We start from the raw sequence: 25,555 nt of genomic DNA on the forward strand, positions 1-25,555 counted from the left end.
ATGCAGACGACGAGTGTGGGCCCCGTCCCCGATCCCGACCCCGACACCGGGCGGGCGGCCGTCGTCCGGCGGCTGCGCGAAGGCATGGCGGCGAGCGTGCTGTCCTTCCCGCTGACCAGCTTCCACGAGGACGGCTCCTTCGACGCCGACGGATACCGGGCCTACGTCGCCGAACGGCTCGCCGCCGGTCCCGGAGCCCTCTTCCCCGCCTGCGGCACCGGCGAGTTCTTCTCCCTGGACGAGGACGAGTACCGGCAGGCGGTCGCCATCGCCGTCGAGGAGACGGCCGGGAGCGTGCCGGTCGTCGCCGGGACCGGCTACGGCTGGGCGCAGGCCCTGCGGTTCGCGCGCATCGCCGAGGAGGCCGGGGCCGACGCCCTCCTCGTCATGCCGCACTACCTCACCGCCGCCCCGCAGGACGGCCTGGTCGCCCAGGTGGAGCGGATCGCCGCGGGCACCCGGCTCCCGCTCATCGCCTACCAGCGCGGCCAGGTCGCCTACACCGCCGAGTCCGTCCGGCGCCTGGCCCGCGTCCCCGGCGTGATCGGCCTCAAGGACGGCCACAGCGACCTCGACCGCCTCCAGCGCACGGTCCTCGCCGCGCCCGACGACTTCCTGTTCTTCAACGGCGCCGCCACCGCCGAGGTCCAGGCCCGTGCCTACGCCGCCGTCGGCGTCCCCGCCTACTCCTCCGCCGTGCACGCCTTCGCGCCCGAGATCGCGAACGCCTTCCTCGCCGCCCTGCGCGGCGGCGACACCGGCACGGTCGACAAGCTGCTGCGCGACTTCTACGTCCCGCTCGTCGAACTGCGCGACCGCGTCCCCGGATACGCCGTGTCCCTGGTGAAGGCGGCGGCCCGGCTGCGCGGCTGCCCCGTCGGCCCCGTCCGCGCCCCCCTCACCGATCCGTCGCCCGCCGACCTCGCCGCCCTCAAGACCCTGCTCACCACCGGACTCGACCTCGTAGGAGCCGCCCTGTGACCCGCGACCTCACCATCACGGCCGTCCACCTGACGCCGATCCTGGTCGCCGACCCGCCCCTGCTGAACACCCAGGGCGTGCACCAGCCCTACACCCCCCGCCTGATCGTCGAGGTGGAGACCGCCGACGGCGTCACCGGCGTCGGCGAGACCTACGGCGACGCCAAGTACCTGGAGCTGGCCCGTCCGTTCGCGGACAAGCTGGTCAGCCGTCAGGTGTCCGACCTGAACGGCCTGTTCACCCTCGCCGACGAGGTCGCCGTCGACTCCTCCCGGGTTTCCGGGCAGGTGGACGTCGGCGGGCTGCGCGGCGTCCAGACCGCCGACAAGCTGCGCCTGTCCGTCGTCTCCGGCTTCGAGGTCGCCTGCCTCGACGCCCTCGGCAAGGCGCTCGGCCTGCCCGTGCACGCCCTGCTCGGCGGCAAGGTCCGCGACGCCGTCGAGTACAGCGCCTACCTCTTCTACAAGTGGGCCGACCACCCCGAGGGCGTGGCCGGAGAGAAGGACGACTGGGGAGCGGCCGTCGACCCGGCCGGCATCGTCGCCCAGGCCCGCGCCTTCACCGAGCGGTACGGCTTCACCTCCTTCAAGCTCAAGGGCGGCGTCTTCCCGCCGGAGGAGGAGATCGCCGCGGTCAAGGCGCTCGCCGAGGCGTTCCCCGGGCACCCCCTGCGCCTGGACCCCAACGGCGCCTGGTCCGTGGAGACCTCCCTCGAGGTCGCGGCGGAACTCGGCGACGTCCTGGAGTACCTGGAGGACCCCGCGCTCGGCACCCCGGCGATGGCCGAGGTCGCCGCGAAGACCGGGGTGCCGCTCGCCACCAACATGTGCGTGACGACGTTCGCCGAGATCCAGGAGGCGTTCACCAAGGGCGCCGTGCAGGTCGTGCTCTCCGACCACCACTACTGGGGCGGACTGCGCAACACCCAGCAACTGGCCGCCGTCTGCCGCACCTTCGGCGTCGGCGTCTCCATGCACTCCAACACCCACCTGGGCATCAGCCTCGCCGCGATGACCCACGTCGCGGCCACCGTGCCCAACCTCCACCACGCCTGCGACTCCCACTACCCCTGGCAGTCCGAGGACGTGCTCACCGAACGGCTGACCTTCGACGGCGGCAAGGTCGCCGTCTCCGACGCTCCCGGCCTCGGCGTCGAACTCGACCGCGAGCGCCTGGCGTTCCTGCACCGGCGCTGGCTCGAGGACGACGGCACGCTGCGCGACCGCGACGACGCGGCGGCGATGCGGGTCGCCGACCCGGAGTGGGTCACCCCGTCCGTCCCGCGTTGGTGAAGCCGTTCCCCTCCCCCCTCCCTGCCACGACCGGAGCCGCTCGTGTCCGCTGAAGCCCCCGAGGTGCATTCCCCCGCCGTACAGTCCGCCGTCCGCAAGATCTTCCGCCGCGTGGTCCCCCTCTTCTTCGTCATGTTCGTGGCGAACTACATGGACCGCGTCAACCTGGGCTTCGCCCAGGACGAACTCCGCGCCGACGTCGGCCTGTCGGCCGCCGCGTTCGGCCTCGGCGCCGGCATTTTCTTCATCGCGTACGCCATCTTCGAAGTCCCCTCCAACATGCTGATGGAGCGGTTCGGGGCCAAGGTGTGGCTCACCCGCATCATGATCAGCTGGGGTGTGGTCGCCACCGCGATGGCCTTCGTCGACAGCGTGGAGATGTTCTACGCCCTGCGCTTCCTGCTCGGCGTCGCCGAGGCGGGCTTCTTCCCGGCCGTCATCTACTACTTCAGCCGCTGGCTCCCCGACTCCCACCGGGGCCGGGCCACGTCGATCTTCCTGATGGGTTCCGGCACCGCCACCGTCATCGTCGGCCCCGTCTCGGGTGCGTTGATGGAGATGCACGGGATCTGGGGCCACGCGGGCTGGCAGTGGATGTTCTTCATCGAGGGTGTCTTCTCCGTCGTCCTCGGCTTCGTCGTCTACCGCTTCCTCGACTCGGGCGTCGAGCAGGCGACGTGGCTGACCGACGAGGAGAAGTCCGGCCTCGTCGCGGCCATCGACGCCGAGCAGGACGAACGCGACGCGCGGCGCGGCGAGAAGGCGGCCAGGGTCTCCCGCTGGAAGCTGCTCGCCGACCCCCAGATGCTGCTCTTCCTCTGGATCTACTTCGCCATCAACGTCGCCCTGTACGCGGTGACCTTCTGGCTGCCGTCGATCGTGGACGACATCGGCGGGGTGAGCGACTTCCAGGTGGGGCTGCTGACCGCCGTGCCGTGGCTGTGCGCGCTGGTCGCCCTGTTCGTCAGCGGCCGGGTCTCCGACCGCATCGGCAAGCGCAGGCCCGTGCTGGTCGTCCTGCTCCTGCTCGGCGGCTGCGGCACCCTGCTGGCCGTGTTCGTCTCGCCCTGGGTCGGGCTCGGCGCGCTGTGCCTGGCCGCGATGGGTTTCAAACCGGCCTCCCCGGTCTTCTGGACCATCCCGCAGAGCTATCTCGACGCCCGCGCCGCGGCCCCCGGCATCGCGCTGATCAACTCCATCGGCAACCTCGGCGGGTTCGTCGCCCCCACCGCCTTCGGCATCATCGAGGACACGACCGGCTCGACCAAGGGCGGCCTGGTCGGGCTGACCGTCGTCGGCTTCCTGGCCGCGCTGAGCGTGCTGCTGGTGCGCGGTGGCGGACGCAACGACCGGGTCCGCACCCGGCCGGACAGGGCGGCGGCGGCCCCCGCGCCGGAGACCACCCCGGGCGCCGCCCGGACCGCGCAGCCGGGTCCTGCCACCGCCTGACGCCACGCGGCCGGCACCGCCGCACTGTCGGTGGCGTGGTGCACACTGGCGGGGTCCGCACCATGCCAGGGAGCGCACCGTGACAGCGTCCACCGTGTCCACCGACGTGCCCGACTCGACCGACGTTCCGGTCATGCCGGCCGACGAGAGAACGCACCGCCACGTCCCGCCCGAGGGATCGCACCGCCACCCCCAGGTCGATCCCCTGGCCGCCCTGCGCACCCCGCAGGACCCGCCCTGGGACGTGTACCTGACGGGCACCGTCTTCCTCGACGTGGTCTTCACCGGCCTCGACTCCGCCCCGGTGCGCGGGACCGAGTCCTGGGCCCGGGGGATGGGGTCGAGCCCGGGCGGCATCGCCAACATGGCGACCGCGCTGGCCCGCCTCGGTCTGCGCACCTCGCTGGCCGCCGCGTTCGGTGACGACCACTACGGCGACTACTGCTGGGACGCCCTGTCCCAGGGCGAGGGCATCGACCTGTCCCCGTCCCGCACCGTGCCCGGCTGGCACTCGCCGGTGACGGTCTCGATGGCGTACGAGGGGGAGCGCACGATGGTCTCCCACGGCCACGAACCGCCGCCGGAGGAGCCGTCCCCCGACTGCCCGCCCCGCGCGCGTGCCGCCGTCGCCTCCCTCACGCCCGGTGTCCGCGCCCCCTGGATCGCCCAGGCCGCCGCGCGCGGCACCCGCGTCTTCGCCGACGTCGGCTGGGACGACACCGGTGCCTGGGACCTGGCGGCCCTGCCCGACCTCGCGCACTGCGAGGCCTTCCTGCCGAACGCGGAGGAGGCCATGCGCTACACCGGCGCCACCTGCCCCCGGGCCGCCGCGCACGCCCTGACCGAGCACGTGCCGCTCGCCGTGGTCACCCTCGGCGCGGACGGCGCCTACGCGGTGGACCGGCGCACGGGGGAGAGCGCCGAGGTCCCGGCCATCGAGGTGGAGGCCCTGGACCCGACCGGCGCCGGGGACGTGTTCGTGGCCGGCTTCGTCACCGGCACCCTGGCCGGCTGGCCGCTCGCCGACCGGCTCGCCTTCGCGGGCCTGACCGCGGCCCTGTCCGTCCAGGAGTTCGGCGGCTCGCTGGCGGCACCCGGGTGGTGCGAGATCGCCACCTGGTGGCGCAAGGTCCAGTCGGTCGAGAGCCAGGACCCGACGGCCCTGCGCCGCTACGCCTTCCTGGCCGGACTGGTCCCCGACGCCCAGCCCGGCTCCTGGCCCCTGCGCCGCGCGGTCCCGACCATCGGCTTCCGCCGCCCGACACCCTGACGGCCCCGCCCCTCGGAGGCTTCAGAACCCGAGGCGCCGCAGCTGCTTCGGGTCGCGTTGCCAGTCCTTGGCGACCTTCACGTGCAGGTCCAGGAAGACCGGGGTCCCGAGGAGGGCCTCGATCTGGGTGCGGGACTTGATACCGACGTCCTTCAGGCGCTTGCCCTTGGGGCCGATGATGATGCCCTTCTGGCTCGGGCGCTCGATGTAGACGTTGGCGTGGATGTCCAGGAGGGGCTTGTCCGCGGGGCGGTCCTCGCGCGGGAGCATCTCCTCGACGACCACCGCGATGGAGTGCGGCAGCTCGTCCCGGACGCCCTCCAGCGCGGCCTCGCGGATCAGCTCCGCGACCATGACCTGCTCGGGCTCGTCCGTCAGGTCGCCCTCGGGGTAGAGCGCCGGGCCCTCGGGCAGCAGCGGGGTGAGCAGGTCGGCGAGCAGGTCCACCTGCTGGTTCGCCGTGGCGGACACCGGGACGATCTCCGCCCAGGTGATCCCCAGCTCCTTGCCCAGCTGGTCGATCGCGATCAGCTGCTCGGCCAGCGTCTTGGAGTCCACCAGGTCGGTCTTGGTGACGATCGCGACCTTCGGGGTCTTCCTGATCCCCGCCAGCTCCTTGGCGATGAAGCGGTCACCGGGGCCCAGCTTCTCGTTCGCCGGCAGGCAGAAGCCGATGACGTCCACCTCGGCCCACGTGGTGCGCACCACGTCGTTGAGCCGCTCGCCCAGCAGGGTGCGCGGCTTGTGCAGCCCCGGGGTGTCCACCAGGATCAGCTGCGCGTCCTCGCGGTGCACGATGCCCCGCACGGTGTGCCGGGTGGTCTGCGGGCGGTTGGAGGTGATCGCCACCTTCTGCCCGACCAGAGCGTTCGTCAGGGTGGACTTGCCCGCGTTGGGACGGCCCACGAAGCAGGCGAAGCCGGCCCGGTGAACAGTCTCGGCCGGTTCTTCGGATGACTGGGTACGAACGCTCATGGCGCCCATTGTCCCTGATCCCCGAAGCCCCGCCGTACCACGGTCGTCCGCCGGGCCCCGAAGCGTCAGCCCGCGCTCACCGTGGCCCGTACCGTGCCGTCGGGCGAAGCCACCAGCACCGGTGTCCCGGCCCCGCCCAGGTCGCGCACCGCCGCCCGGTCCTCCTCCGACGCCGACTCCGCAGCGGTCACCACCGCCGCCGCCTCCAGGGACTTCGCGCCGGACGCCACCGCCATCGCCACCGCCGTGCGCAGCGCGCTGAGCTTCAGGGAGTCCAGGGCGACGGTCCCGGCGACGTACGTGCGGCCGGTCTCGTCGCGAACGGCCGCGCCCTCGGGCACGCCGTTGCGCGCGCGGGCCGAGCGGGCCAGGGTGACGATCTTGCGGTCCTCGGGGTCGAGGCCGGGAGTCTCGGTGGTCATGGGGTGAGCATACGGAGCCCCGCCGGGCGCCGGGCCGCTCACCCCGCCACCGGGTACATCGCCCCGCGCCGGCCCTCCGGCGAGGCCAGCCACTCCAGCTTCGCCGCCGTGTTCGCCTCCTCCAGCGGCGTGTGCAGCACGATCGTCAGGTCGGGGCGGGCGGGGACCTGGAGCGCCGTCGACTCCAGGCTGAGGAGGCCGACCAGCGGGTGGTCCAGCTCCTTGCGGATCTGCCCCGCGTCCTCGATGTCCCGCTCCTCCCACAGCGCGGCGAACTCGGCGCTGGCCTCCTTCAGGTCCGCCAGCACCTGCTGGAAGCCCTCGTCGTCCGGGTTGGCCGCACAGGTGGCGCGGAACTGGGCGACGACCGTGCGCGCGTTGTGCTCCCAGTTGCGGGCCCGGGAGCGGTAGAGGGGGTCGGTGAAGAAGTCGAGGATGCAGTTCCACGTCGTCTCGGGCCGCATGCCCAGCACCATCGCCGCCGCGTCGTTGTACAGCACGCAGTTGTAGTAGCGGTCCATGATGTGCGCCGGATACGGCATCCACGTGTCGATCAGGCGCCGCAGCCCCTCGCACATGTCCCGCTTCGACGGCTCCACCTCGGCCGCGGGCGGGTTCAGCCCCGCCAGCACGTACAGATGGCGGCGCTCGGTGTTGCTGAGCCGCAGCACCCGGCCGACCGCGTCCAGCACCTGCGGGGAGACGGAGATGTCGCGGCCCTGCTCCAGCCACTGGTACCAGGACGCGCCGACCCCGGCGAGCACGGCCACCTCCTCGCGGCGCAGCCCCGGCGTGCGGCGCCGCGCCCCGCCGTCCGGCAGGCCGACCTCGGCCGGGGACACCCGCGCCCGGCGGCTCATCAGGAACTCCCGCAGCTCACTGCGGCGCCGGTCCCGGCCCGCGGTCCCGGTCCTCGTGATCACGTCCGGCACGTACGCACTCCCCCCGTAGCCAACCCGCCGGTGCCTGGTGGTGGCACCACCAGAACAATCGGCGTCTCCCCACAACTATTCCGGGGGCCCGAGGCTCATGTCCATGGCGATCGACACCACCCCGACTTCCACCCCGGCCCCCGTGGCGGCGGAACCGTCCGCTGCACGGCTCTCCGCCCGCGACCGGCTGGTCCTGTTCGTGCTCTGCGCGGCCCAGTTCATGGTCGCGCTCGACTTCTCCGTCCTGAACGTCGCCCTGCCCGTGCTCGGCGCGGACCTCGGCATGAGTACCTCCGCCCTCCAGTGGGCGGTCACCGCGTTCGCGCTGCCGTCCGGCGGGTTCCTGCTGCTCTTCGGGCGCATGGGCGACCTCTACGGCCGGCGGCGGCTCTTCCTGGCCGGGCTCGCGCTCTTCGGTGCCGCCTCCCTGCTGGCCACCCTCGCCTGGGACCCGGCCTCCTTCCTCGCCGGTCGCGCCCTCCAGGGCCTCGGCGCGGCGGCCATCGTCCCGACCGGCATGTCGCTGCTGACCACGACGTTCCCGGAGGGCCCCGCCCGCGACCGCGCCCTCGGCATCTCCGGCACCCTGCTCTCGCTCGGCTTCACCGTCGGCATGGTGGCCGGCGGCGTCCTGACCGACCTGCTGGGCTGGCGCTCCACCATGGGCCTGCTCGCCCTGTTCGCACTCGTCGTGCTGCCCCTCGCGCCCCGCCTGCTGCCCGAGTCCCGAACTCCCGAGCGGCCCCGCCTCGACGTCCCCGGCGCGGTCACCGTCACCGCCGGCCTGCTCTCCCTGATCTACGCCCTCACCACGGCCGCCGAGCACGGCTTCGGCCGCACCGACGTTCTCGTCACCCTCGTCGCGGGCCTGCTGCTCCTGGCCGCCTTCGTGGCCGTCGAGTCGCGCAGCGCGGCGCCGCTGGTCTCGCTGCCGATGCTGCGCCGCCGCACGGTGGCGTGGGGCAACCTGGGCGGTCTCGTCACCTTCTCGATGATGTCGACGGTCGTCTTCGTGCTCACCCTGTACCTCCAGGAGATCCTGCACCTGAGCGCCTTCGAGACCGGTCTCGTCTTCGGGGTGCAGGGCGTGCTGTCGGTGGTGGCCGGTTCGTACGCCCCGCGCGTCATCGGCCGCTTCGGCGCCCGCCGCACCCTGGTGGGCTCGCTCGCCGGGCAGGGCCTGCTGGGGCTGCCGCTGCTGGTGATGGGGGAGGGAAGCTGGTCGGTGGTGCTCGCCACGGCCGCCGTGTCCCTGGCCAGCATGTGCCACCTTGGCGCGATCATCTCCTACGGCCTGACCGTCACCTCCGGCGTCCCCGACGAGGAGCAGGGCCTGGCGACCGGCCTGGTCACCTCCACCCAGCAGGTCGGCATCACCGTCGGCATCCCGCTGCTCGGCGTGCTGGCCACGACCGCCACCGACCTCGGGTCCGGCGTCCACACGGTGCTGGTCCTGGACGCGGTGATCGTGCTGGCGGCGGCCGTACTGGTCGCGGTGGGGCTGCGCGCCGGCCGGACGGCGGGCTCAGGGGCGGTCGAGGCGGAGCCGCTCCGCGCGCGGTAGACCGGCGACGACGAGGTCGTACGAGTCCTCCACGAGCTCCCGGACGACACGGTCCGGGAGTCCGCCGCCAGAGCCGCCGGGTCCGCCGTCGCGTCCGCCGCCCACCGTCACCGTGTTCCAGTGCCGCTTGTTCATGTGCCACCCGGGGACGATCAGCCCCGGGTGGTCGTCGCGCAGCCGGACCGCGTCGTCCGGGTCGCACTTGAGGTTGACCGTGAGCGGCCGCCCGTCCAGGGAGGTGAGCGCGAACATCTTCCCCAGCACCTTGAAGACCGAGATCTCGGGGCTGAAGGGGAAGTCCTCCACCGCGGCGTTGAAGGACAGACAGAAGTCGCGCAGTTCCCCGGGGGTCATTCGGACACGGCCTCCTCGGCCGGCTTCGCCGCGCCCACCGGCTCCACCAGCACCGTCACGATCTTGTTCCGGCGGCCGGCCGCGGCCTCCGCCGTCAGCCGCAGCTCACGGCCGTCGGGCAGCTCCACGATCGAGGACGCCCCGGCGATCGGGACCCGGCCCAGCGCCTTCGCCAGCAGCCCGCCGACCGTCTCCACGTCCTCGTCGTCGTACTCGTCCAGGCCGTACAGCTCGCCCAGGTCGCCGATGTCCAGGCGGGCGGTGACCCGGAAGCGGTCCCCGCCCAGCTCCTCCACCGGCGGCAGCTCCCGGTCGTACTCGTCGGTGATCTCGCCGACGATCTCCTCCAGGATGTCCTCGATGGTGACGATGCCCGCCGTGCCGCCGTACTCGTCGATGACGACGGCGACGTGGTTGCGCTCCTTCTGCATCTCGCGCAGCAGGTCACCGGCGTTCTTGGTGTCCGGCACGAAGGACGCCGGGCGCATCGCGGTGGAGACCAGGTCGCTCTCCGCGTCCCGGCTGATGTGCGTCCTGCGGACCAGGTCCTTCAGGTAGACGATGCCGACGATGTCGTCCTCGCTGTCGCCGGTCACCGGTATCCGGGAGAAACCGGAGCGCAGGGCGAGGGTGAGGGCCTGCCGGATGGTCTTGTAGCGCTCGATGACGACGAGGTCGGTGCGCGGCACCATGACCTCCCGCACGAGGGTGTCGCCCAGCTCGAACACCGAGTGCACCATGCGGCGCTCCTCGGCCTCGATCAGCGACTCCGCCTCCGCGTAGTCCACCAGCGCCCGCAGCTCCGCCTCCGAGGCGAAGGGACCCCGGCGGAAGCCCTTGCCGGGAGTGAGCGCGTTGCCGATGAGGATGAGCAGCGAGGGGATCGGGCCCATGATCCGGGCCAGCGGCAGCAGCACGTACGCCGCCGCGGTCGCCGTGTTCAGCGGGTGCTGGCGCCCGATGGTGCGCGGCGAGACCCCGACGGCGACGTAGGAGAGCAGCACCATCACCGCGATGGCGATGATCAGCGCCTCGCCGGTGCCGTCGAACTCCCTCAGACAGCCGTACGTGACCAGCGCGGCGGCCGCCATCTCGCAGGCGACCCGCACCAGCAGCGCCACGTTCAGGTAGCGCGTCGGGTCCGCGGCGACCTGGGCGAGCTTCTCGCCGCCCCGGCGCCCGGACCGTACCGCCTCCTCGGCGCGGAAGCTGGAGACCCTCGCGAGCCCCGCCTCCGCGCACGCGGCCAGCCAGGCGACCACCACCAGGGCGACGGCACCGGCGACGAGCGGGAGGCTCATGAGACCGTCGGGGCCGGGGACGGGCCGGTCAGGCCCCGCTCCGCACGCCAGCCGTCCACGATCGCGGCCTGCAGACCGAACATCTCGGCCTTCTCGTCGGGCTCCTCGTGGTCGTACCCGAGCAGGTGCAGCACCCCGTGGACGGTCAGGAGCTGGAGCTCCTCGTCCATGGAGTGCTCCGTCGGCGCCTCGGTGCCCTGCTTGGCGGCGACCTCGGGGCAGAGCACGATGTCGCCGAGCAGCCCCTGCGGCGCCTCCTCCTCGTCCTTGGACGGCGGACGCAGCTCGTCCATCGGGAAGGACATCACGTCGGTGGGACCCGGCAGGTCCATCCACTGGATGTGCAGCTGCTCCATGGCACCGGCGTCCACGACGATCACCGAGAGCTCGGAGAGCGGGTGGATGCGCATCCGCGCGAGCGCGTAGCGGGCGATGTCGAGGATCGCCTGCTCGTCGACCTCGGTTCCGGACTCGTTGTTGACGTCGATCGACATGGTCGTGCTGGTCTACTTCCCCTTGGCCTTGGCACCGTGTCTCGGTGTCCGGCCGCCGTTGTGGCCGCCGTTCTCGGTGCCGTTCCTGCTGTCGTACTGCTCGTAGGCGTCGACGATACGGCCCACCAGCTTGTGCCGGACGACGTCGTGGGACGTGAGCCGGGAGAAGTGGACGTCCTCGACGCCCTCCAGGATCTCCTGCACCTGCCGCAGACCCGACTTGGTGCCGCCCGGCAGGTCGACCTGCGTCACGTCACCCGTGATCACGATCTTCGACTCGAAGCCGAGCCGGGTGAGGAACATCTTCATCTGCTCGGGGCTGGTGTTCTGGGCCTCGTCCAGGATGATGAACGCGTCGTTCAGCGTACGGCCGCGCATGTACGCCAGCGGCGCGACCTCGATCGTGCCCGCCGCCATCAGCCGCGGGATCGAGTCCGGGTCGAGCATGTCGTGCAGCGCGTCGTACAGCGGGCGCAGATACGGGTCGATCTTCTCGTACAGCGTGCCCGGCAGGAAGCCGAGCCGCTCACCGGCCTCGACCGCCGGGCGGGTCAGGATGATGCGGTTGACCTGCTTGGACTGCAGGGCCTGCACCGCCTTGGCCATCGCCAGGTAGGTCTTGCCGGTGCCCGCGGGGCCGATGCCGAAGACGATCGTGTGCTTGTCGATCGCGTCGACGTACCGCTTCTGGTTCAGCGTCTTGGGGCGGATCGTGCGGCCGCGCGAGGACAGGATGTTCTGCGTGAGCACCTCGGCCGGGGTCTCCCGGCCGTCGCTCTCCCCGTTCTCGCTCGCCTTGAGCATGGCGATCGAGCGTTCCACTGCGTCCTCCGTCATCGGCTGCCCGGTGCGCAGCACCAGCATCATCTCGTCGAACACGCGCTGTACGAGAGCGACCTCATGGGTGTCGCCGACGGCGCTGATCTCATTGCCCCGGACATGGATGTCGGCCGCCGGGAAGGCCTTCTCGATCACGCGCAGGAGGGAGTCTCCGGAGCCCAGTACGGTCACCATGGGGTGCTGGGCGGGGACGGTGATCCGTGCGCTCGCCTGCCCCTGCGCGGGGGTGTGGGCTGAGGGTGTCTGAGTCATGGGCCGGCGCTCTAGGCCTGCTCGTCCTCCTCTGCGGCGTCCGCCGCGTGACGGGTGTGTCTGCTGACTCCAGCGTACGACTCCCCGCCGACAGCACCGAGGGGTTTATCCGACCGGTACCCGCCGCTGCCCGGCGAGCAGATCCCGGAACCAGCCGTACGACGCCTTGGGCGTGCGCCGGAGCGTCTCGAAGTCCACGTGGACCAGTCCGAAGCGGCGGGCGTACCCCTCGGCCCACTCGAAGTTGTCCAGGAGCGACCACACGAAGTAGCCGCGCACGTCCACACCCGCCTCGACCGCCCGGTGCAGGGCGCGCACGTGCCCGTCGAGGTAGGCGATGCGGTCGTGGTCGTCGAGGCCCTCGTAGGAGCAGCCGTTCTCGGTGATCACGACCGGCGGGAGCCGGTCGCCGTAGCGGTCGCGGAAGCCGGTGAGCAGCTCCGTCAGCCCCTCGGGGACCACGGGCCAGCCGAAGTCCGTCACCGGCCGCCCCTCGATCCGGCGCACCGAGAAGGGCAGTTCGGCCGGGAGGGTCACCCCGCCGAACTCGATCTCCGCGCCCTGCGGGGCGCCCACCCGCGTCGGCGCGTAGTAGTTCACGCCGTACCAGTCCAGCGGCTCGGCGATGACCTCCAGGTCGGCCTCGACTCCTTCGGCGGAACCCGGCATGAGCTCGCCGACGCCCTCCGGGTACCGCCCGGTCAGCAGCGGGTCGGCGAACATCCGGTTCAGCAGGAGGTCGTAGAAGTCCGCCGCCTCCCGGTCCGCCGGGTCGTCGGAGGCGGGCCACGTCGGACCGTGCGAGTTGGCGATCCCGACGTCCGTCGCGCCCGCCGCGCGCAGCGCCCGCACCGCCAGGCCGTGCGCCAGGAGCTGGTGGTGGGCGGCCGGGAGGGCGTCGAAGAGCAGCTCCCGGCCGGGGGCGTGGACGCCCAGGGCGTGGCCGAGCAGGGTGTGCTCGGCGGGTTCGTTGAGGGTGATCCACTTGCCGACCCGGTCGCCGAGGCGCTCCGCGACGACCGACACGTACTCGGCGAACCGGGCCGCCGTGTCCCGCTCCAGCCAGTCGAGGCCGACCGGCAGGTCCCAGTGGAAGAGGGTCGGCACCGGCCGCACCCCCGCCGCGCACAGCTCGTCGACCAGGCGGTCGTAGAAGTCCAGGCCGCCGGGCGAGTCCACCCGTGGCCAGGAGACCGAGAAGCGGTAGGCGTCCACGCCGAGGCCGGCGAGGAGCGCCACGTCCTCGCGGTAGCGGTGGTAGTGGTCGCACGCCACCGCCGCCGTCGAACCGTCCCTCACCCGGCCGGGCTCCGCCGTGAACGCGTCCCACACGGACGGCCCCCGCAGCCCGGCCGCGCCCTCGATCTGGTGCGCGGACGTGGACACGCCCCACAGGAAGCCGTCCGGGAACCGCGGCACGGGGGTCGTCGGCCTCGCGTCAGTCGCCATGCGCGGATCATCCTTACCCCCGGTAAGGGAAGTCAACGCCCGTGCGCCCGCCCGGTGTTACGCACCCTCCTTCAGCACCCGCGAGATCAGCGCGCGCTGCTCGTCCGTCAGCCGGGGATCGGCGGCGTACACCGTGTTCCCGTCCACGGTGAGCTGGTAGCTGAACCCGTCCGGCACCCCGACCGGCGGGGTGCTCCGGCCGTCGGCGACCGCCCGCTCGGCCAGGGCGTGCCACTCGTCCGCGTCGGGGCGTCCCTCGGTCTCGACCTCCGCGTGGCGTTCGATGCCCGCGAAGCCTCCTGTGCGCCTCACCTGAATCCGCATGGACCCGTGTCTAGTACGGAACTACCGCGTCCGCACCCCGACCTGCTCCCAGGCCTTGCCGACCGCCTCCAGCTCGTCCCCGTCGCCGTAGCGCTCCCGGGCGGCCTTCACCGTCAGCGTCGCGAAGTCCGCGAACAGCGCGTCCTCGGCCAGCTCGCCGCCGGTCAGCACGTCGTACCAGAGCTGCCCTGCCCGCTCCCAGGCGTGCCCGCCGAGCTCGGTGGCGAGCAGGTAGAAGGCGTGGTTGGGGATGCCGGAGTTGATGTGCACGCCGCCGTTGTCGCGGCCGGTGCGCACGAAGTCGTCCATCGTCGCGGGCTGCGGGTCCTTGCCGAGCACGTCGTCGTCGTAGGCCGTGCCTGGCGCCTTCATGGAGCGCAGCGCCTCGCCCGTCACCCGTGGGGCGAGCAGCCCGGCGCCGATCAGCCAGTCGGCCTCGGCGGCGGTCTGGCCCTGCGCGTACTGCTTGATGAGGGAGCCGAAGACGTCGGAGACCGACTCGTTGAGGGCGCCGGGCTGGCCGTAGTAGGTCAGGTTGGCGGTGTGCTGGGTGACGCCGTGGGTCAGCTCGTGGCCGATCACGTCCAGGGCGATGGTGAAGTCGAGGAAGATCTCGCCGTCCCCGTCGCCGAACACCATCTGCTCGCCGTTCCAGAAGGCGTTGTTGTACTCGCGGTCGTAGTGCACGGTCGCGTCCAGCGGCAGGCCCGCGCCGTCGATGGAGTCCCGCCGGTAGACCTCGAGGTAGTGCTCGAAGGTGGCGCCCAGGCCCGCGTAGGCGCGGTTCACGGTGGCGTCCTGGCCGGGCTCGTCGCCCTCGCCGCGCACCTGGTCGCCCGGCAGGTCGGTGCCGTGGCGGGCGTCGTAGATCGTGCGCTGCGGCTTCCCGGGCTCGGCGTCCGCGCGCGGGGCCACGGAGGGGGCGCCGACGACCGCGGTCAGGCCGCGGCGGGTGCGTTCGACGGCGTCGCGCTGGATGGTGCGGCGGGCGGGCCCGGCGAGCACGGGGTCCGTGTTGCGGGCGAGCCGGTCGAGGACGTGGGGCGGGACGATCGTGCAGAAGACGGGCTGGAAGCCCCCGTGTGACGTCATGTCCGGCACTCTCGCACTGGGTGACCGTGCTGTCACTACCCGCAACCACGATCGGTGCACGGAGACGGAAAGAGGCCCCCGCGGGCAGGGCGGGAGTGGTATACCGCACTTTTTGTCCCCTTTCTCACCCCGGTCCCGCATACTGATACGGACCCGCGTGACCCGCGTGACTCGGCTAGGGTGCTGGGCATCATGCGATTCGGGCTGCTTCTCCTTAGCTGCCGCGGCGAGGGCCTGTAGAGGCCGACTCCCTCCCCGCGGAGCTTGGTGGTGCCGTCGGCCGTCCTTCCGGACACGCGGACGACGCGGACACCGCCGAGATCCGCGGACATCACGAGGAGCCCACGCCATCATGGCCAACCGCCAGCAGCCCAGCCCCATGCCGACCGCCAAGTACCGCGGCTACGACCAGGTCGACATCGCCGACCGCACCTGGCCGGACCAGCGGATCACCACCGCTCCCCGCTGGCTCTCCACCGACCTGCGCGACGGCAACCAGGCTCTGATCGACCCCATGTCGCCGGTCCGCAAGCGCGCCATGTTCGACCTGCTGGTCAAGATGGGCTACAAGGAGATCGAGGTCGGCTTCCCGGCCTCCGGCCAGACCGACTTCGACTTCGTACGGTCCATCATCGAGGACCCGGACGCCATTCCTGACGACGTCACCATCTCCGTACTGACCCAGGCCCGCGAGGACCTGATCGAGCGCACGGTGGAGTCCCTGAAGGGCGCCCGGCGGGCCACCGTCCACCTGTACAACGCCACCGCCCCGGTCTTCCGCCGGGTCGTCTTCCGCGGCTCGCGCGACGACATCAAGCAGATCGCGGTCGACGGCACCCGCCTGGTCATGGAGTACGCCGAGAAACTGCTGGGCCCGGAGACGGAGTTCGGCTACCAGTACTCGCCGGAGATCTTCACCGACACCGAGCTGGACTTCGCCCTGGAGGTCTGCGAGGCGGTGATGGACACCTACCAGCCCGGTCCCGGCCGCGAGATCATCCTCAACCTGCCCGCCACGGTGGAGCGTTCCACGCCGTCCACGCACGCCGACCGCTTCGAGTGGATGGGCCGCAACCTGTCCCGCCGCGAGCACGTCTGCCTGTCCGTCCACCCGCACAACGACCGCGGTACGGCGGTGGCGGCGGCCGAGCTGGCGCTGATGGCCGGCGCCGACCGCATCGAGGGCTGCCTGTTCGGACAGGGCGAGCGCACCGGCAACGTCGACCTGGTCACCCTGGGCATGAACCTGTTCTCCCAGGGCGTCGACCCGCAGATCGACTTCTCCGACATCGACGAGATCCGTCGCACGTGGGAGTACTGCAACCAGATGGAGGTCCACCCGCGCCACCCGTACGTGGGCGACCTGGTCTACACGTCCTTCTCCGGCTCCCACCAGGACGCCATCAAGAAGGGCTTCGACGCCATGGAGGCCGACGCGGCCGCCAAGGGCGTCACCGTCGACGACATCGAGTGGGCCGTCCCGTACCTGCCCATCGACCCCAAGGACGTCGGCCGCTCCTACGAGGCCGTCATCCGCGTCAACTCGCAGTCCGGCAAGGGCGGCATCGCCTACGTCCTGAAGAACGACCACAGCCTGGACCTGCCGCGCCGGATGCAGATCGAGTTCTCGAAGCTGATCCAGGCCAAGACCGACGCCGAGGGCGGCGAGATCACGCCGACCGCGATCTGGGACGTCTTCCAGGACGAGTACCTGCCCAACCCGGACAACCCCTGGGGCCGCATCCAGGTGGCCAACGGGCAGACCACGACCGACCGCGACGGCGTCGACACCCTCACCGTGGACGCCACGGTCGACGGTGCGGAGACCACCCTGGTCGGCAGCGGCAACGGCCCGATCTCGGCGTTCTTCCACGCACTGCAGGGCGTCGGCATCGACGTACGGCTGCTGGACTACCAGGAGCACACGATGAGCGAGGGCGCCTCCGCGCAGGCCGCCTCCTACATCGAGTGCGCGATCGGCGACAAGGTGCTGTGGGGCATCGGAATCGACGCGAACACCACGCGCGCCTCGCTGAAGGCCGTCGTCTCCGCCGTCAACCGCGCGACCCGCTGACCAGCCGAATCAGCGGTTTGAGGTCCCGCCCGCCGGAAACCGGTGGGCGGGACCCCGTCATATACCGGCCATATATCTGTGATGGTCACGGAAAGGTCTCGTCCTGGGTACTGACTCCACGTCGGTGATGTGGCTAACATCACGCCAGCGCGACGATGCTGTCGCGCCGTTATGGAGGTGCGACGTGCTGCCTGGACGGGGACCGAACGGCCGAGCTGCCCGGCTGCCACGCATCCTGGGCACCCGCACCGCGTGGACGCCCGTCGGCGACGGTGAGTTCTTCTGCCCCGGCTGCGGCGGCGACCGCAACTACACGCGGCTCACCGGCCGCCGCCGCTTCACCCTGCTCGGCGTGCCCGTGCTGCCCCGCGGCGAGTCCGCGCCGACCGTCGAGTGCGCCGCCTGCCGCCGCCACTACGGCACCGACGTCCTCGACCACCCGACCACCACCCGCTTCTCCGCGATGCTCCGCGACGCCGTGCACACCGTCGCCCTCGCGGTCCTCACCGCGGGCGGCACCTGCTCCCGCACCTCGCTGGAGACCGCGACCGTCGCGGTGCGCGCGGCCGGCTTCGAGGACTGCACCGAGGAGCAGCTGAACGCGCTCGTCGAGGCGCTGGAGGCGGACACCGGCCGGGTCCGCGGCGAACCCTGCGTGCCGGGCCTGGCGATAGAACTGCACGAGGCCCTCGACCCGCTGGCACCGCACCTCGCCGCCGTCGGCCGCGAGTCGATCCTGCTGCAAGGTGCCCGCATCGCCCTGGCGGACGGCCCCTACACCCCCGCCGAACGGGACGCCCTGGCCACCGTCGGCGCGGCCCTGACCATCTGCTCCGACGACGTGACCCGCCTCCTGGAGTCGGCGGGCACGCCCTCCTAGGGCAGGCCCCGGTCCGGCGCGAGGTCCAGCCGCATGATCTGGCGGTGCACGCCCGGACCGAAGTAGTCCGGACGCAGGCCGCCGTCGGGCTCCTCGGGGCGGAAGCCCAGCGAACGGTAGAGGAAGATGGCGGCGAGGTTGGCGGGCTCCACCGTGAGGCGGACGACCTGTATGCCGTCCCGGCGCAACCGGCTCAGGACCTCCCGCATCAGCTCCCGGCCCAGCCCGTGGCGGCGCCGGTCCGGGGTCACGCACAGCCCGAGGATCCAGCTGTCCCTGCCGAGCGTCCGGGTGGCGGCCAGCACGTAACCGCGCAGCCTGCCCGTGCCGTCGTCGAGGACCAGGAAGTGCTCCTCGTACATGTCGAAGAGCTGGCGCAGCAGGAACCCGGGATAGGCGAAGTCCTGGAAGACCTCCTCGTCCAGCCGCCGCAGCTCCGGCAGGTCGGACTCCCGTGCCGTGCGCAGGTCCAGTGGCAGGTCGTCCGGTGGCAGTCCGGGCCGGGTGAGCGGGTCGTGGTCGAGGGAACGTTCCAGCGGTTCGGCGGTCATGCAACCCCCTGGTCTGCGTCAACTCTCGGGCATACGTGCCCCACACGGTCGAGTGAAGGACTCATGTGGCGGCCAGTGTCTGCTTCTGGCTAGAGTGAGCGTCCAACTTCCCTCATGCAAGGGCGAGTTCGGGTGTGCGACCATGCGCCCGACGTGCGCCGGGCGGATGAGGATGGCGTATTCCCGTACTGGTCCGTAGTGGCCGTGTCACTTACCGTGAACAGTACTGGGGATTTGTCCAAATTCGAATGGAACGTGGCAGGGTGACTATGGATCGCAACGCCGACGCGCCTTGGTCGAAGTTCGATCCAGAGGTGTACGTGGACAACAACTACCGGACACCGCTCGAAGTCGACCTGCTGATCGTCCGGTTGCTGCGCGACTACTTCACCCGCTGCTTCGAGGGAGCCCCTCCGCGCTCCGCGCGCGGCATCGACGTCGGCGCCGGCGCGAACCTGTATCCCGCCCTGTCCATGCTGCCCTGGTGCGAGAAGCTGCTCCTGCTGGAGTACGCCCGCCCGAACGTCGAATACCTGGAGAAGCAGGTCGCCCCGGCCGGGTACGACATCGCCTGGGACCCCTTCTGGGACGTGCTGCGCGAGGCCCCCGCCTACGCCGCCGTCGAACCGAGACCGCTGGTCGCCGACATCGTCCGGGTCGAGCGCGGCAACCTGTTCGACCTGGAGGGCGGGGACCGGCGCTGGTCGCTGGGGACCATGTTCTTCGTCGCCGACTCCATGTCCGAGGCGCCCGAGGAGTTCCACCGGGGCGTGCGCTGCTTTATGAACGCGCTCGGCGAGGGAGCGCCGTTCGCCGCCGCCTTCATGAAGGAGTCCGTCGGCTACCGCGTCGGCGCCCACGACTACCCGGCCTACCGGGTGAACGAGGAAACGGTCGGCCAGAGCCTGGAGCCGTTCACCGAGGAGCTGGAGATCCACGATCTGCACCACTCGGTGCGGCCGGGGCACGAGGGAATGCTCCTCGCCCTGGGACGGCGCAATAAGGCGATTGCAGCCCCGTAGGAACGGGGACATGCTCAACGGGGACCATCGCAACGGGGACATGCCGAACACAGGGCAACGAGGTCTGTACGAGGGGTGCGGGGATGCAGATCAAGCCACGCCAGCACCTGCTGGACATCTGGCAGGCCATGGCCCGTCATTCGTTCGACGACGGGAAGCTGGTCCGGGGGGACACCGACGGACTGAGCAGCGTCGCGGACGCCGAGCGTCTGCTCTGCCTGCTGTATCCGGCCACCGAGGTCCCCGCCTTCCGGCTCGACCAGCCGGACACCACCGAACGTGACGTCCTGCGCGCCCTCGACCGGGTCGGCAGCCGGCTGGAGATCCCGCCCAACTTGATCGCCGCGCTGACCCAGTTCATGCGCACCCACACCGGCACGGACGACAGCCCCACCTTCTCCGGCGGACACTACTTCCGCCCCTCCGAGCCCGGCGGCACGGTCAGCCACGAACAGCGCCAGCTGGGCGTGGTCGACTCCTACTCCATGTCCGTCACGCTCTGCCTGGCCACCCTCGGCTTCCTCAAGGTCTACGAGGGCACCACCACCCGGCCCGAGGTCCTCAAGGCCATCGCCGAACTGCGGGAGGCCACCAACGCCCGGCTGACCTCCGCGATGGTCAGCCTGCTGCGGTCCTTCTCCGTGAACGTCTTCGACGCCGAGTCGGAGCAGGGCAAACGGCTCATCCAGGTCATCGGCCAGGGCGGGCAGTCCGACCGGATCGTGCTCCAGCAGTTCTCCCGCCGGTTACGCCCGCTGCGCGCCACCATCATCGAGAGCCTCTCCCGAGGCATCCAGGTCGACGAGGGCATCCGCGACGAGAGCCAGCTCTTCGAGTGCGGCTGGGCCTGGGGCATCGTCAAGGACGCACCGCGGATCACCGACCTGAACGTCGACGTACCCGGTCAGCCCGACGGCATCGCCGACCGGCTGCCCTACGTGTACTTCACCGTCGTCGCCCTCGACGGCATCCAGGACCTCTTCTCCGACCGCACCCTCACCCTCGGCCTGCTCGACGAGGACCAGCAGAAACTCGCCGAGATGCTGCGCCTGCGCTGGGAGCTGAGCCAGCAGTACTGGTCCGCGATCGCCCGCTTCGGCGGCGAGCGGTGGCCCCTGGAGGACCTGCCCTGGCAGACCACCGGCCTGCGCCTGGAGTCCGAGTACTTCTCCCTGACCGTCGCGGCCATCCTCGTCCACGACCTGGTCCGCCGGAAGGCGACCGACGACGACCTCACCCGCACCGTCGCCATCATGGAGCGCCTCGCCGACCGCGGCCGGGTCACCAGCCGCATGACCAAGAACGACCCGACCCTCCTGCTGCACACCCCCGGCGTCACCATGCCGCTCGCCGGCTCCGAGCGGGCCGGCGGCCAACTGCTGTGGCGGATGACCGACTTCTCCGCCCAGCTCCTGAAGCGGATCATCCAGCTCGCCGAGCTCTCCCGGAACATCGGCGCCCAGGACCGCCTGCTCCGGCTCGCCGAGCAGTCCTTCGAGCACCTGTGGAAGCGGCGCATCGACGAGGAGGAGGGCGCCGGTCTCTGGGACAACATCCAGGCCGTCTACCCCGACGCCCAGGACGCCGGACTGCGCATGTCCTGGAGCATCACCGAGCGCGTCACCGAATGCCTCGTCGCCGCCCGCATCCTGTACGAGCAGGAGCCCATCCGCAGCCCCGAACTGGCCGAGTTCGCCCGGGAACTGCTCAGCGAGGCCACCCATCTGTTCGGCAGGGAGCAGCTGGAGGCGTCCGCCGCCGCCGACGGGGCGAGAGCCAGGGCCATGCGGAGCATCGAGAGCCGCCTCGACCACGCCCGCAGCCTGGTCGACGAACGGCCCGCGACCGCCTTCGCCCTGGCCCTGCCCGTGCTCCAGGAACTCGACACCCTGGCCCAGGCCAGGGGTGCCGCCGCCCAGGAGGTGTGAGCGTGCTGGTCTTCGCCGCCTCCGACAAGGGGGGCACGGGACGCTCGGTGACCAGCGCCAACCTGGCCTACCAGCGCGCCCTCACCGGTGACCACGTGGCCTACGTCGACTTCGACTTCGGCTCACCCACCGCCGCCGCCGTCTTCGACGTGCCCAGCGCCATGCGCGGCACCCAGGAGCACGGCCTGCACTCCTACCTGGAGGGCGAGACCGCGGAACCGGTCCGCATCGACGTCTGGCGGGAGACCGAGCACCCCCTGCTGCGCGCCCGCCCCAACCAGTCCGGCCGCCTGGTGCTGTTCCCCGGCGACGCGGGCGGCGGCGAGTTCGCCACCGGCGAGGAGGCCCTGGAGCGCTGCGTCGACCTGCTGCTCAAGCTCAACGCCGAGTTCGACGTCACCTTCGTCGACCTCAGCGCCGGCCGCAGCTACGCCGTCGACATGGTCCTCGACGCCACCGCCCACCCCCGGATGCGCAACACGCCCTTCCGCTGGCTGGTCTTCCACCGCTGGACCCGCCAGCACGTGATCGCCGCCTCCGGGCTCGTCCACGCCGAGCACGGCATCATCGGCGGCGGCGTCGAGCGCGGCCACGACGAGGACGACCTGCGCGCCGCGATCCGCTTCGTGCGGGCCGCCGTGCCCGACCCCGAGTCGCCCCTGTGGTCGCAGGGCTCCACCGCCCAGGCCACCTGGATGCAGGCGTGCGACGAGGCGCTGCGCCGGCTCGCCGCCGAGCACCGCATCGGCGACAGCGTCGTCCTCGGCATCGTGCCCCTGGAACCCATCCTCCAGTGGCAGGAGCAGCTCATCACCGAGGAAGACGTCCTCTCCACCCAGATAGCGAACAAGGAGACCCTGGAGGCGCTGGAGGAGATCGCCCGGCGCCTGACGGACGACACCCACTGGGGGCGGCTGTGACGGAGCCCGTGTTCCGCGAGACCGCCGCCGAGCCGCGCACCCAGTCCGTGCCGCTGGCCCACCTCTCCGTGGAGCTGGGCCACCTCTACATGGAGGACTTCGAGGCCGGACCCGAACGGCTGCGCGCGCACTTCGCCGAAGTACGGCCCTGGGTGGAGGCGGCCCGCACCGCCGCCACCGCCCGGGCCGGCGGCAAACGGCCCCGGATCAGCACCTGCTTCCTCATCGACGACTACTTCACCCGCTTCTCCACCCCCGCCGAGGTGGTCCCCATGCTCCTCGCGGAGGCCGAGCGGGCCGGACTGAGCGTCGACTACCTGGCCCGCGAGTCCGGCTGCGCCGTCACCGGCAAGGTGCCCGTCGCCGAGGCGGTCGCCGCCCGCATCGTCGAGTCCCCGCCGCCCGGCAGCTACGGCCTGCGCCCGCCCGCCGCGCAGACCGGCTGGCTCGCCAACGGCGAACGCAGCCCCGTCGCCCGAGCCCCGCAGGCCATGAAGCGCGCCGTGACCTGGCAGCCCCCGCACGAGACCGCCGCCCGCCGCCACTCCGTCTTCCTCGACGTCGAGCTGTGGAGCGACGACGCCGACGGACAGCGCCTGTGGTCCTGCCCCTTCCTCGCCGCCGTGTGGCAGCTCGCCCGCCTCGGACTCCTGCGCAACGAGGGCGAGGCCGTCCTCGCCCCCCAGCCGCACACCGCCACCGGCTTCCCCGACAAGTGGGACGAGCTGCCCACCCTGCTGAAGCTCAACGAGCGTGCGGACCCCTTCGCCGCCTACCGCACCTGCTCCGTCCTGCCCACTCGCTTCCTCCCCGTCGAGCACGCCGTCCGCGTGATCCTCGACCAGATCGAGGTCGACCCGGGCGCACTGGCACAGGTCGCCGACCGCTCCGGGAAGGAACGCATGCCCGTCCCCGACTCGGTCGCCGACCGCCTCTCCTACGTGTACTACTCGGGGCCCTGACATGGCGCCGCGGCAGAGCACCCCGCCCGCCGTCCTCGCCTGCGGCGAGATCCGCACCTGCCTGCTGCCCGCCCGGCAGGCCCTCGACATCCGGTCCGCCGCCCAGCTCCTCGGCCTGCGCGCCGACGAACGCGTGCTGCTCTCCGAACGCCCCGGCCTCTACGCGCGTTCCCCCGAGACCCTCACCGGCGTCGACTGCCCGCTGCCCAGCGCCAACGGCGCCCGCATCCGCGCCGTCGGCACCGTCACCGCGCACGCCGCGCTCACCGAGGGCCGCGTCCTGCAGACCTCCGCCCACTGCCGCCTGCCCGGCACCGGACCCGACCAGCGGCGACCCTGGGGGGAGTACCTGGTGCGGCCCGGCGTCGTCGAACCGCTCGGCAAGCTCCCGCACGAGGCGGTCGCCCAGGGCGTCCTCGGCGGCCCGCGCCACGGCGACCTCGACGTCGGACTCATCGCCGACGGCCTGCTCACCCGGGTGCTGCGCCACCCCCTGCTCGACCAGCGCCCGCCCTTCCGCTCCCGCCCCACCCGGCTGCGCTGGGCGGCGCTGCCTGCGGCACCGGGCGAGGGCCCCTCGCTGGAACGGTTCACCCTCGCCGAGGACGAGCTGCGCACCGTACGCCTGCGGGTGCCCGAGGGCACCAGCGGCGCCGAACTGGCCGCGCTCTGCGACGACCTGGCCCTGCACGACTGGCTGCTCACCACCGTCGTCCGCATGCTCGACGGCCTCCGCCTCGGCGCCGGGGCCGCCCACGACGCCGGAGCCGTCGTACGGACCCTGCGTCCGGCCGTCGACCACCTCCTGCACCTGTGGATGCCGGGCGCCCGGGCCGGCCGCGAACTGGCCGCGCTGTGGGACCCGCTGGAGGAGCGCCCCGGCTTCACCCGCCAGTGGCAGGCCCTGGTGCAGCGCATCCGCGACCAGCTCACCCTGCACGCCATCCCCGCAGCCCACCGGGAGGTGGAACCGGCCCCCTGACCGATCCCGCCGTCCGGCACGCGCAGCCCCGCACGCCCGTCACCGCACACACATCCCCGCACGATCCGACGCGTATCCCAACGGGGGGAGAGAGCGAGATGAGCACGGCACAGTCACCCCGACCCGACGACACGCCCCGCACGACCAACCCGATCGACCCGAGGGGCGAGTCCCCCTGGACCCGCATGCTGCTGGTCGCCCTGGTCGTCGGCGGCCTCTTCTGGAGCGTCGCGGCCCTCCTCGACCCGGACGACGGCACCGTGCGGCAGTTCGTGGCCGCCGTGCTCTGCGCCGCCGCCGCGCTGGCCGTCCAGTACGTCCTCGGCCTGGCCCCGCGCCCGGCACCGGACCGGCCGGAGGAGCACACCCGGCTGGAGGAGCACACCCGGCGGGTGGAGGACGCCCTCGCCGAGAACACCGCCGCCGTACGCGACGGTCTCAGCCGGTACGACACCGAGCTGAAGTCGGGCCTCACCCGGCACACCGAGGACGTCAAGCAACTGGTCGAGACCCACGTCACCCAGGTCGACCACGGGCCGGCCGAGGCCGCCCGCACGCTGGACCCGGTCCGCATCGACAGCGTGCCCGACCTGGCCAAGGGCTTCGCCGACGTCCTGCTGCCCAGCCCCTCCATCCTGCACACCTTCGTGCACCTGGAGATGTCCCGGGTGGTCGGCCACATGGCGGACCTCACCAACCTGAGCGCCGAGTGCCCCGGCGAGAACCACGACTGGATGCTCACCCTCACCAAGGCCGCCGAGCAGTCCATCCTCGCCACCAGCACCTCCGTCGACCGGCAGTTCTGGAACAGCGAGCCCGCCGGACGCTACCTCGACGCCCAGCAGGCGGCCATCGACGAACAGGGCGTCACGGTGCGCCGCCTGTTCCTGCTGGAGAGCGCCCGCGAACTCGACGACCGGCTGCTGCGGCTGTGCGAGGAGCAGGAGCTGCGCCGCATCGACGTCCGTGTGGCGGTCCTGCCGGAACTGCCCCCGCACCTCCAGCGCGGCACCACCAACGACTTCATCCTCTACGACGAGGAGGTGTCGTTCGAGATCGAGCAGGACCTGCGGGACGTCAACGTCCGCACCCGGCTCACCGCGCGCCAGGACTACGTACGGGACCGGCTCAAGCGCTTCAGGGAACTCTGGGACGCGGGCATGGGCCTGCGCGAACTGGAGGTGCGGGTCGACGACGAGGAGGACGGGAAATGGGTGGTCGACCAGGCGTGAGGGCCGCCGTACT

At 71.8% G+C, this 25,555-nt stretch carries 24 protein-coding genes; 13 read left to right on the plus strand and 11 right to left on the minus strand.

The genetic code is table 11. The annotated features are described in order from the left end of the window. From Sru02f_RS06055 to Sru02f_RS06070, 4 genes are all read left to right on the plus strand, one after another. Positions 1–981 (plus strand): 5-dehydro-4-deoxyglucarate dehydratase, encoded by a 981-nt coding sequence (locus Sru02f_RS06055; protein WP_109033104.1) that lies wholly within the window; start codon positions 1–3, stop codon positions 979–981. Further along, positions 978–2,273, plus strand: a complete 1,296-nt coding sequence (locus Sru02f_RS06060; protein ID WP_109032983.1) for a glucarate dehydratase family protein — start codon at positions 978–980, stop codon at positions 2,271–2,273. The genes Sru02f_RS06055 and Sru02f_RS06060 overlap by 4 nt, the downstream gene beginning before the upstream one ends. Positions 2,274–2,336: 63 nt before the next feature. Then, positions 2,337–3,722, plus strand: coding sequence for an MFS transporter (locus tag Sru02f_RS06065; protein ID WP_109033105.1), 1,386 nt, complete (start codon positions 2,337–2,339; stop codon positions 3,720–3,722). Positions 3,723–3,855: 133 nt separating this feature from the next. Continuing rightward, a complete protein-coding gene (locus Sru02f_RS06070) occupies positions 3,856–4,992 on the plus strand; it encodes a carbohydrate kinase family protein (RefSeq protein ID WP_203697316.1) in 1,137 nt (378 codons plus the stop codon). Positions 4,993–5,013: 21 nt separating this feature from the next. On the opposite strand, the gene era is transcribed toward Sru02f_RS06070, so the two are convergent. From era to Sru02f_RS06085, 3 genes are all read right to left on the minus strand, one after another. Further along, positions 5,014–5,967: a GTPase Era gene (era, locus tag Sru02f_RS06075; RefSeq protein ID WP_109033106.1), complete on the minus strand. Its 954-nt coding sequence runs from the start codon at positions 5,965–5,967 to the stop codon at positions 5,014–5,016. A 65-nt stretch (positions 5,968–6,032) separates the two neighbouring features. Further along, positions 6,033–6,389 carry a cytidine deaminase gene (locus Sru02f_RS06080; protein ID WP_109032985.1) on the minus strand — a complete coding sequence of 119 codons (357 nt, stop codon included), beginning with the start codon at positions 6,387–6,389 and terminating at the stop codon, positions 6,033–6,035. A gap of 38 nt (positions 6,390–6,427) precedes the next feature. Next, the gene (locus Sru02f_RS06085) at positions 6,428–7,321 is read right to left on the minus strand and encodes a helix-turn-helix transcriptional regulator (RefSeq protein WP_164278540.1); all 894 of its coding nucleotides are present in this window, start codon (positions 7,319–7,321) and stop codon (positions 6,428–6,430) included. A gap of 103 nt (positions 7,322–7,424) precedes the next feature. On the opposite strand from Sru02f_RS06085, the gene Sru02f_RS06090 reads away from it, so the two are divergent. Next, positions 7,425–8,885 carry an MFS transporter gene (locus tag Sru02f_RS06090; protein ID WP_164278539.1) on the plus strand — a complete coding sequence of 487 codons (1,461 nt, stop codon included), beginning with the start codon at positions 7,425–7,427 and terminating at the stop codon, positions 8,883–8,885. Here Sru02f_RS06090 and Sru02f_RS06095 read toward each other — a convergent pair. From Sru02f_RS06095 to Sru02f_RS06125, 7 genes are all read right to left on the minus strand, one after another. Next, the gene (locus Sru02f_RS06095; RefSeq protein WP_109032987.1) at positions 8,847–9,239 is read right to left on the minus strand and encodes an MmcQ/YjbR family DNA-binding protein; all 393 of its coding nucleotides are present in this window, start codon (positions 9,237–9,239) and stop codon (positions 8,847–8,849) included. The genes Sru02f_RS06090 and Sru02f_RS06095 overlap by 39 nt on opposite strands. Continuing rightward, positions 9,236–10,540 (minus strand): hemolysin family protein, encoded by a 1,305-nt coding sequence (locus Sru02f_RS06100; protein ID WP_109032988.1) that lies wholly within the window; start codon positions 10,538–10,540, stop codon positions 9,236–9,238. Before Sru02f_RS06100 ends, Sru02f_RS06095 begins: the two co-directional genes overlap by 4 nt. Beyond that, a complete protein-coding gene (ybeY, locus tag Sru02f_RS06105) occupies positions 10,537–11,034 on the minus strand; it encodes an rRNA maturation RNase YbeY (protein ID WP_109032989.1) in 498 nt (165 codons plus the stop codon). Before ybeY ends, Sru02f_RS06100 begins: the two co-directional genes overlap by 4 nt. A gap of 12 nt (positions 11,035–11,046) precedes the next feature. Continuing rightward, positions 11,047–12,126 (minus strand): PhoH family protein, encoded by a 1,080-nt coding sequence (locus tag Sru02f_RS06110; protein ID WP_109032990.1) that lies wholly within the window; start codon positions 12,124–12,126, stop codon positions 11,047–11,049. A 105-nt stretch (positions 12,127–12,231) separates the two neighbouring features. Further along, positions 12,232–13,575 carry a GH1 family beta-glucosidase gene (locus Sru02f_RS06115; protein WP_109032991.1) on the minus strand — a complete coding sequence of 448 codons (1,344 nt, stop codon included), beginning with the start codon at positions 13,573–13,575 and terminating at the stop codon, positions 12,232–12,234. 57 nt (positions 13,576–13,632) lie between these two features. Beyond that, a complete protein-coding gene (locus Sru02f_RS06120) occupies positions 13,633–13,899 on the minus strand; it encodes a protealysin inhibitor emfourin (protein ID WP_109032992.1) in 267 nt (88 codons plus the stop codon). A gap of 21 nt (positions 13,900–13,920) precedes the next feature. Continuing rightward, entirely contained in the window at positions 13,921–14,991 is a 1,071-nt protein-coding gene (locus Sru02f_RS06125; protein WP_109033108.1) for a M4 family metallopeptidase, read from the minus strand. Positions 14,992–15,343: 352 nt separating this feature from the next. Between Sru02f_RS06125 and leuA the strand changes: the two genes are divergently transcribed. Next, positions 15,344–17,065 (plus strand): 2-isopropylmalate synthase, encoded by a 1,722-nt coding sequence (gene leuA, locus Sru02f_RS06130; protein WP_109032993.1) that lies wholly within the window; start codon positions 15,344–15,346, stop codon positions 17,063–17,065. Between the two features lie 184 nt (positions 17,066–17,249). Further along, the gene (locus Sru02f_RS06135) at positions 17,250–17,945 is read left to right on the plus strand and encodes a TerB family tellurite resistance protein (RefSeq protein WP_011028407.1); all 696 of its coding nucleotides are present in this window, start codon (positions 17,250–17,252) and stop codon (positions 17,943–17,945) included. Here Sru02f_RS06135 and Sru02f_RS06140 read toward each other — a convergent pair. Beyond that, the gene (locus Sru02f_RS06140; RefSeq protein WP_003976277.1) at positions 17,942–18,496 is read right to left on the minus strand and encodes a GNAT family N-acetyltransferase; all 555 of its coding nucleotides are present in this window, start codon (positions 18,494–18,496) and stop codon (positions 17,942–17,944) included. The two genes, Sru02f_RS06135 and Sru02f_RS06140, sit on opposite strands and share 4 nt — an antisense overlap. Before the next feature lie 248 nt (positions 18,497–18,744). Between Sru02f_RS06140 and Sru02f_RS06145 the strand changes: the two genes are divergently transcribed. The 6 genes from Sru02f_RS06145 (at position 18,745) to Sru02f_RS06170 (ending at position 25,542) form a co-directional block, all read left to right on the plus strand. Continuing rightward, on the plus strand, positions 18,745–19,518 hold the full coding sequence (locus Sru02f_RS06145; protein ID WP_109032994.1) for an SCO2525 family SAM-dependent methyltransferase: 774 nt from the start codon (positions 18,745–18,747) through the stop codon (positions 19,516–19,518). Positions 19,519–19,601: 83 nt separating this feature from the next. Continuing rightward, the gene (locus Sru02f_RS06150) at positions 19,602–21,446 is read left to right on the plus strand and encodes an SCO2524 family protein (protein ID WP_109032995.1); all 1,845 of its coding nucleotides are present in this window, start codon (positions 19,602–19,604) and stop codon (positions 21,444–21,446) included. Positions 21,447–21,448: 2 nt separating this feature from the next. Then, complete coding sequence (locus Sru02f_RS06155) at positions 21,449–22,366, plus strand: SCO2523 family variant P-loop protein (RefSeq protein WP_109032996.1); 918 nt, start codon at positions 21,449–21,451, stop codon at positions 22,364–22,366. Beyond that, positions 22,363–23,328 (plus strand): SCO2522 family protein, encoded by a 966-nt coding sequence (locus Sru02f_RS06160; RefSeq protein ID WP_164278538.1) that lies wholly within the window; start codon positions 22,363–22,365, stop codon positions 23,326–23,328. The genes Sru02f_RS06155 and Sru02f_RS06160 overlap by 4 nt, the downstream gene beginning before the upstream one ends. 1 nt (position 23,329) lies before the next feature. Then, positions 23,330–24,310 (plus strand): SCO2521 family protein, encoded by a 981-nt coding sequence (locus Sru02f_RS06165; RefSeq protein WP_109032997.1) that lies wholly within the window; start codon positions 23,330–23,332, stop codon positions 24,308–24,310. A 98-nt stretch (positions 24,311–24,408) separates the two neighbouring features. Further along, positions 24,409–25,542, plus strand: a complete 1,134-nt coding sequence (locus tag Sru02f_RS06170) for a hypothetical protein (protein ID WP_109032998.1) — start codon at positions 24,409–24,411, stop codon at positions 25,540–25,542. The last annotated feature ends 13 nt before the right edge of the window (positions 25,543–25,555 follow it).

Source organism: Streptomyces rubrogriseus (assembly GCF_027947575.1).
GTDB lineage: Bacteria > Actinomycetota > Actinomycetes > Streptomycetales > Streptomycetaceae > Streptomyces > Streptomyces rubrogriseus.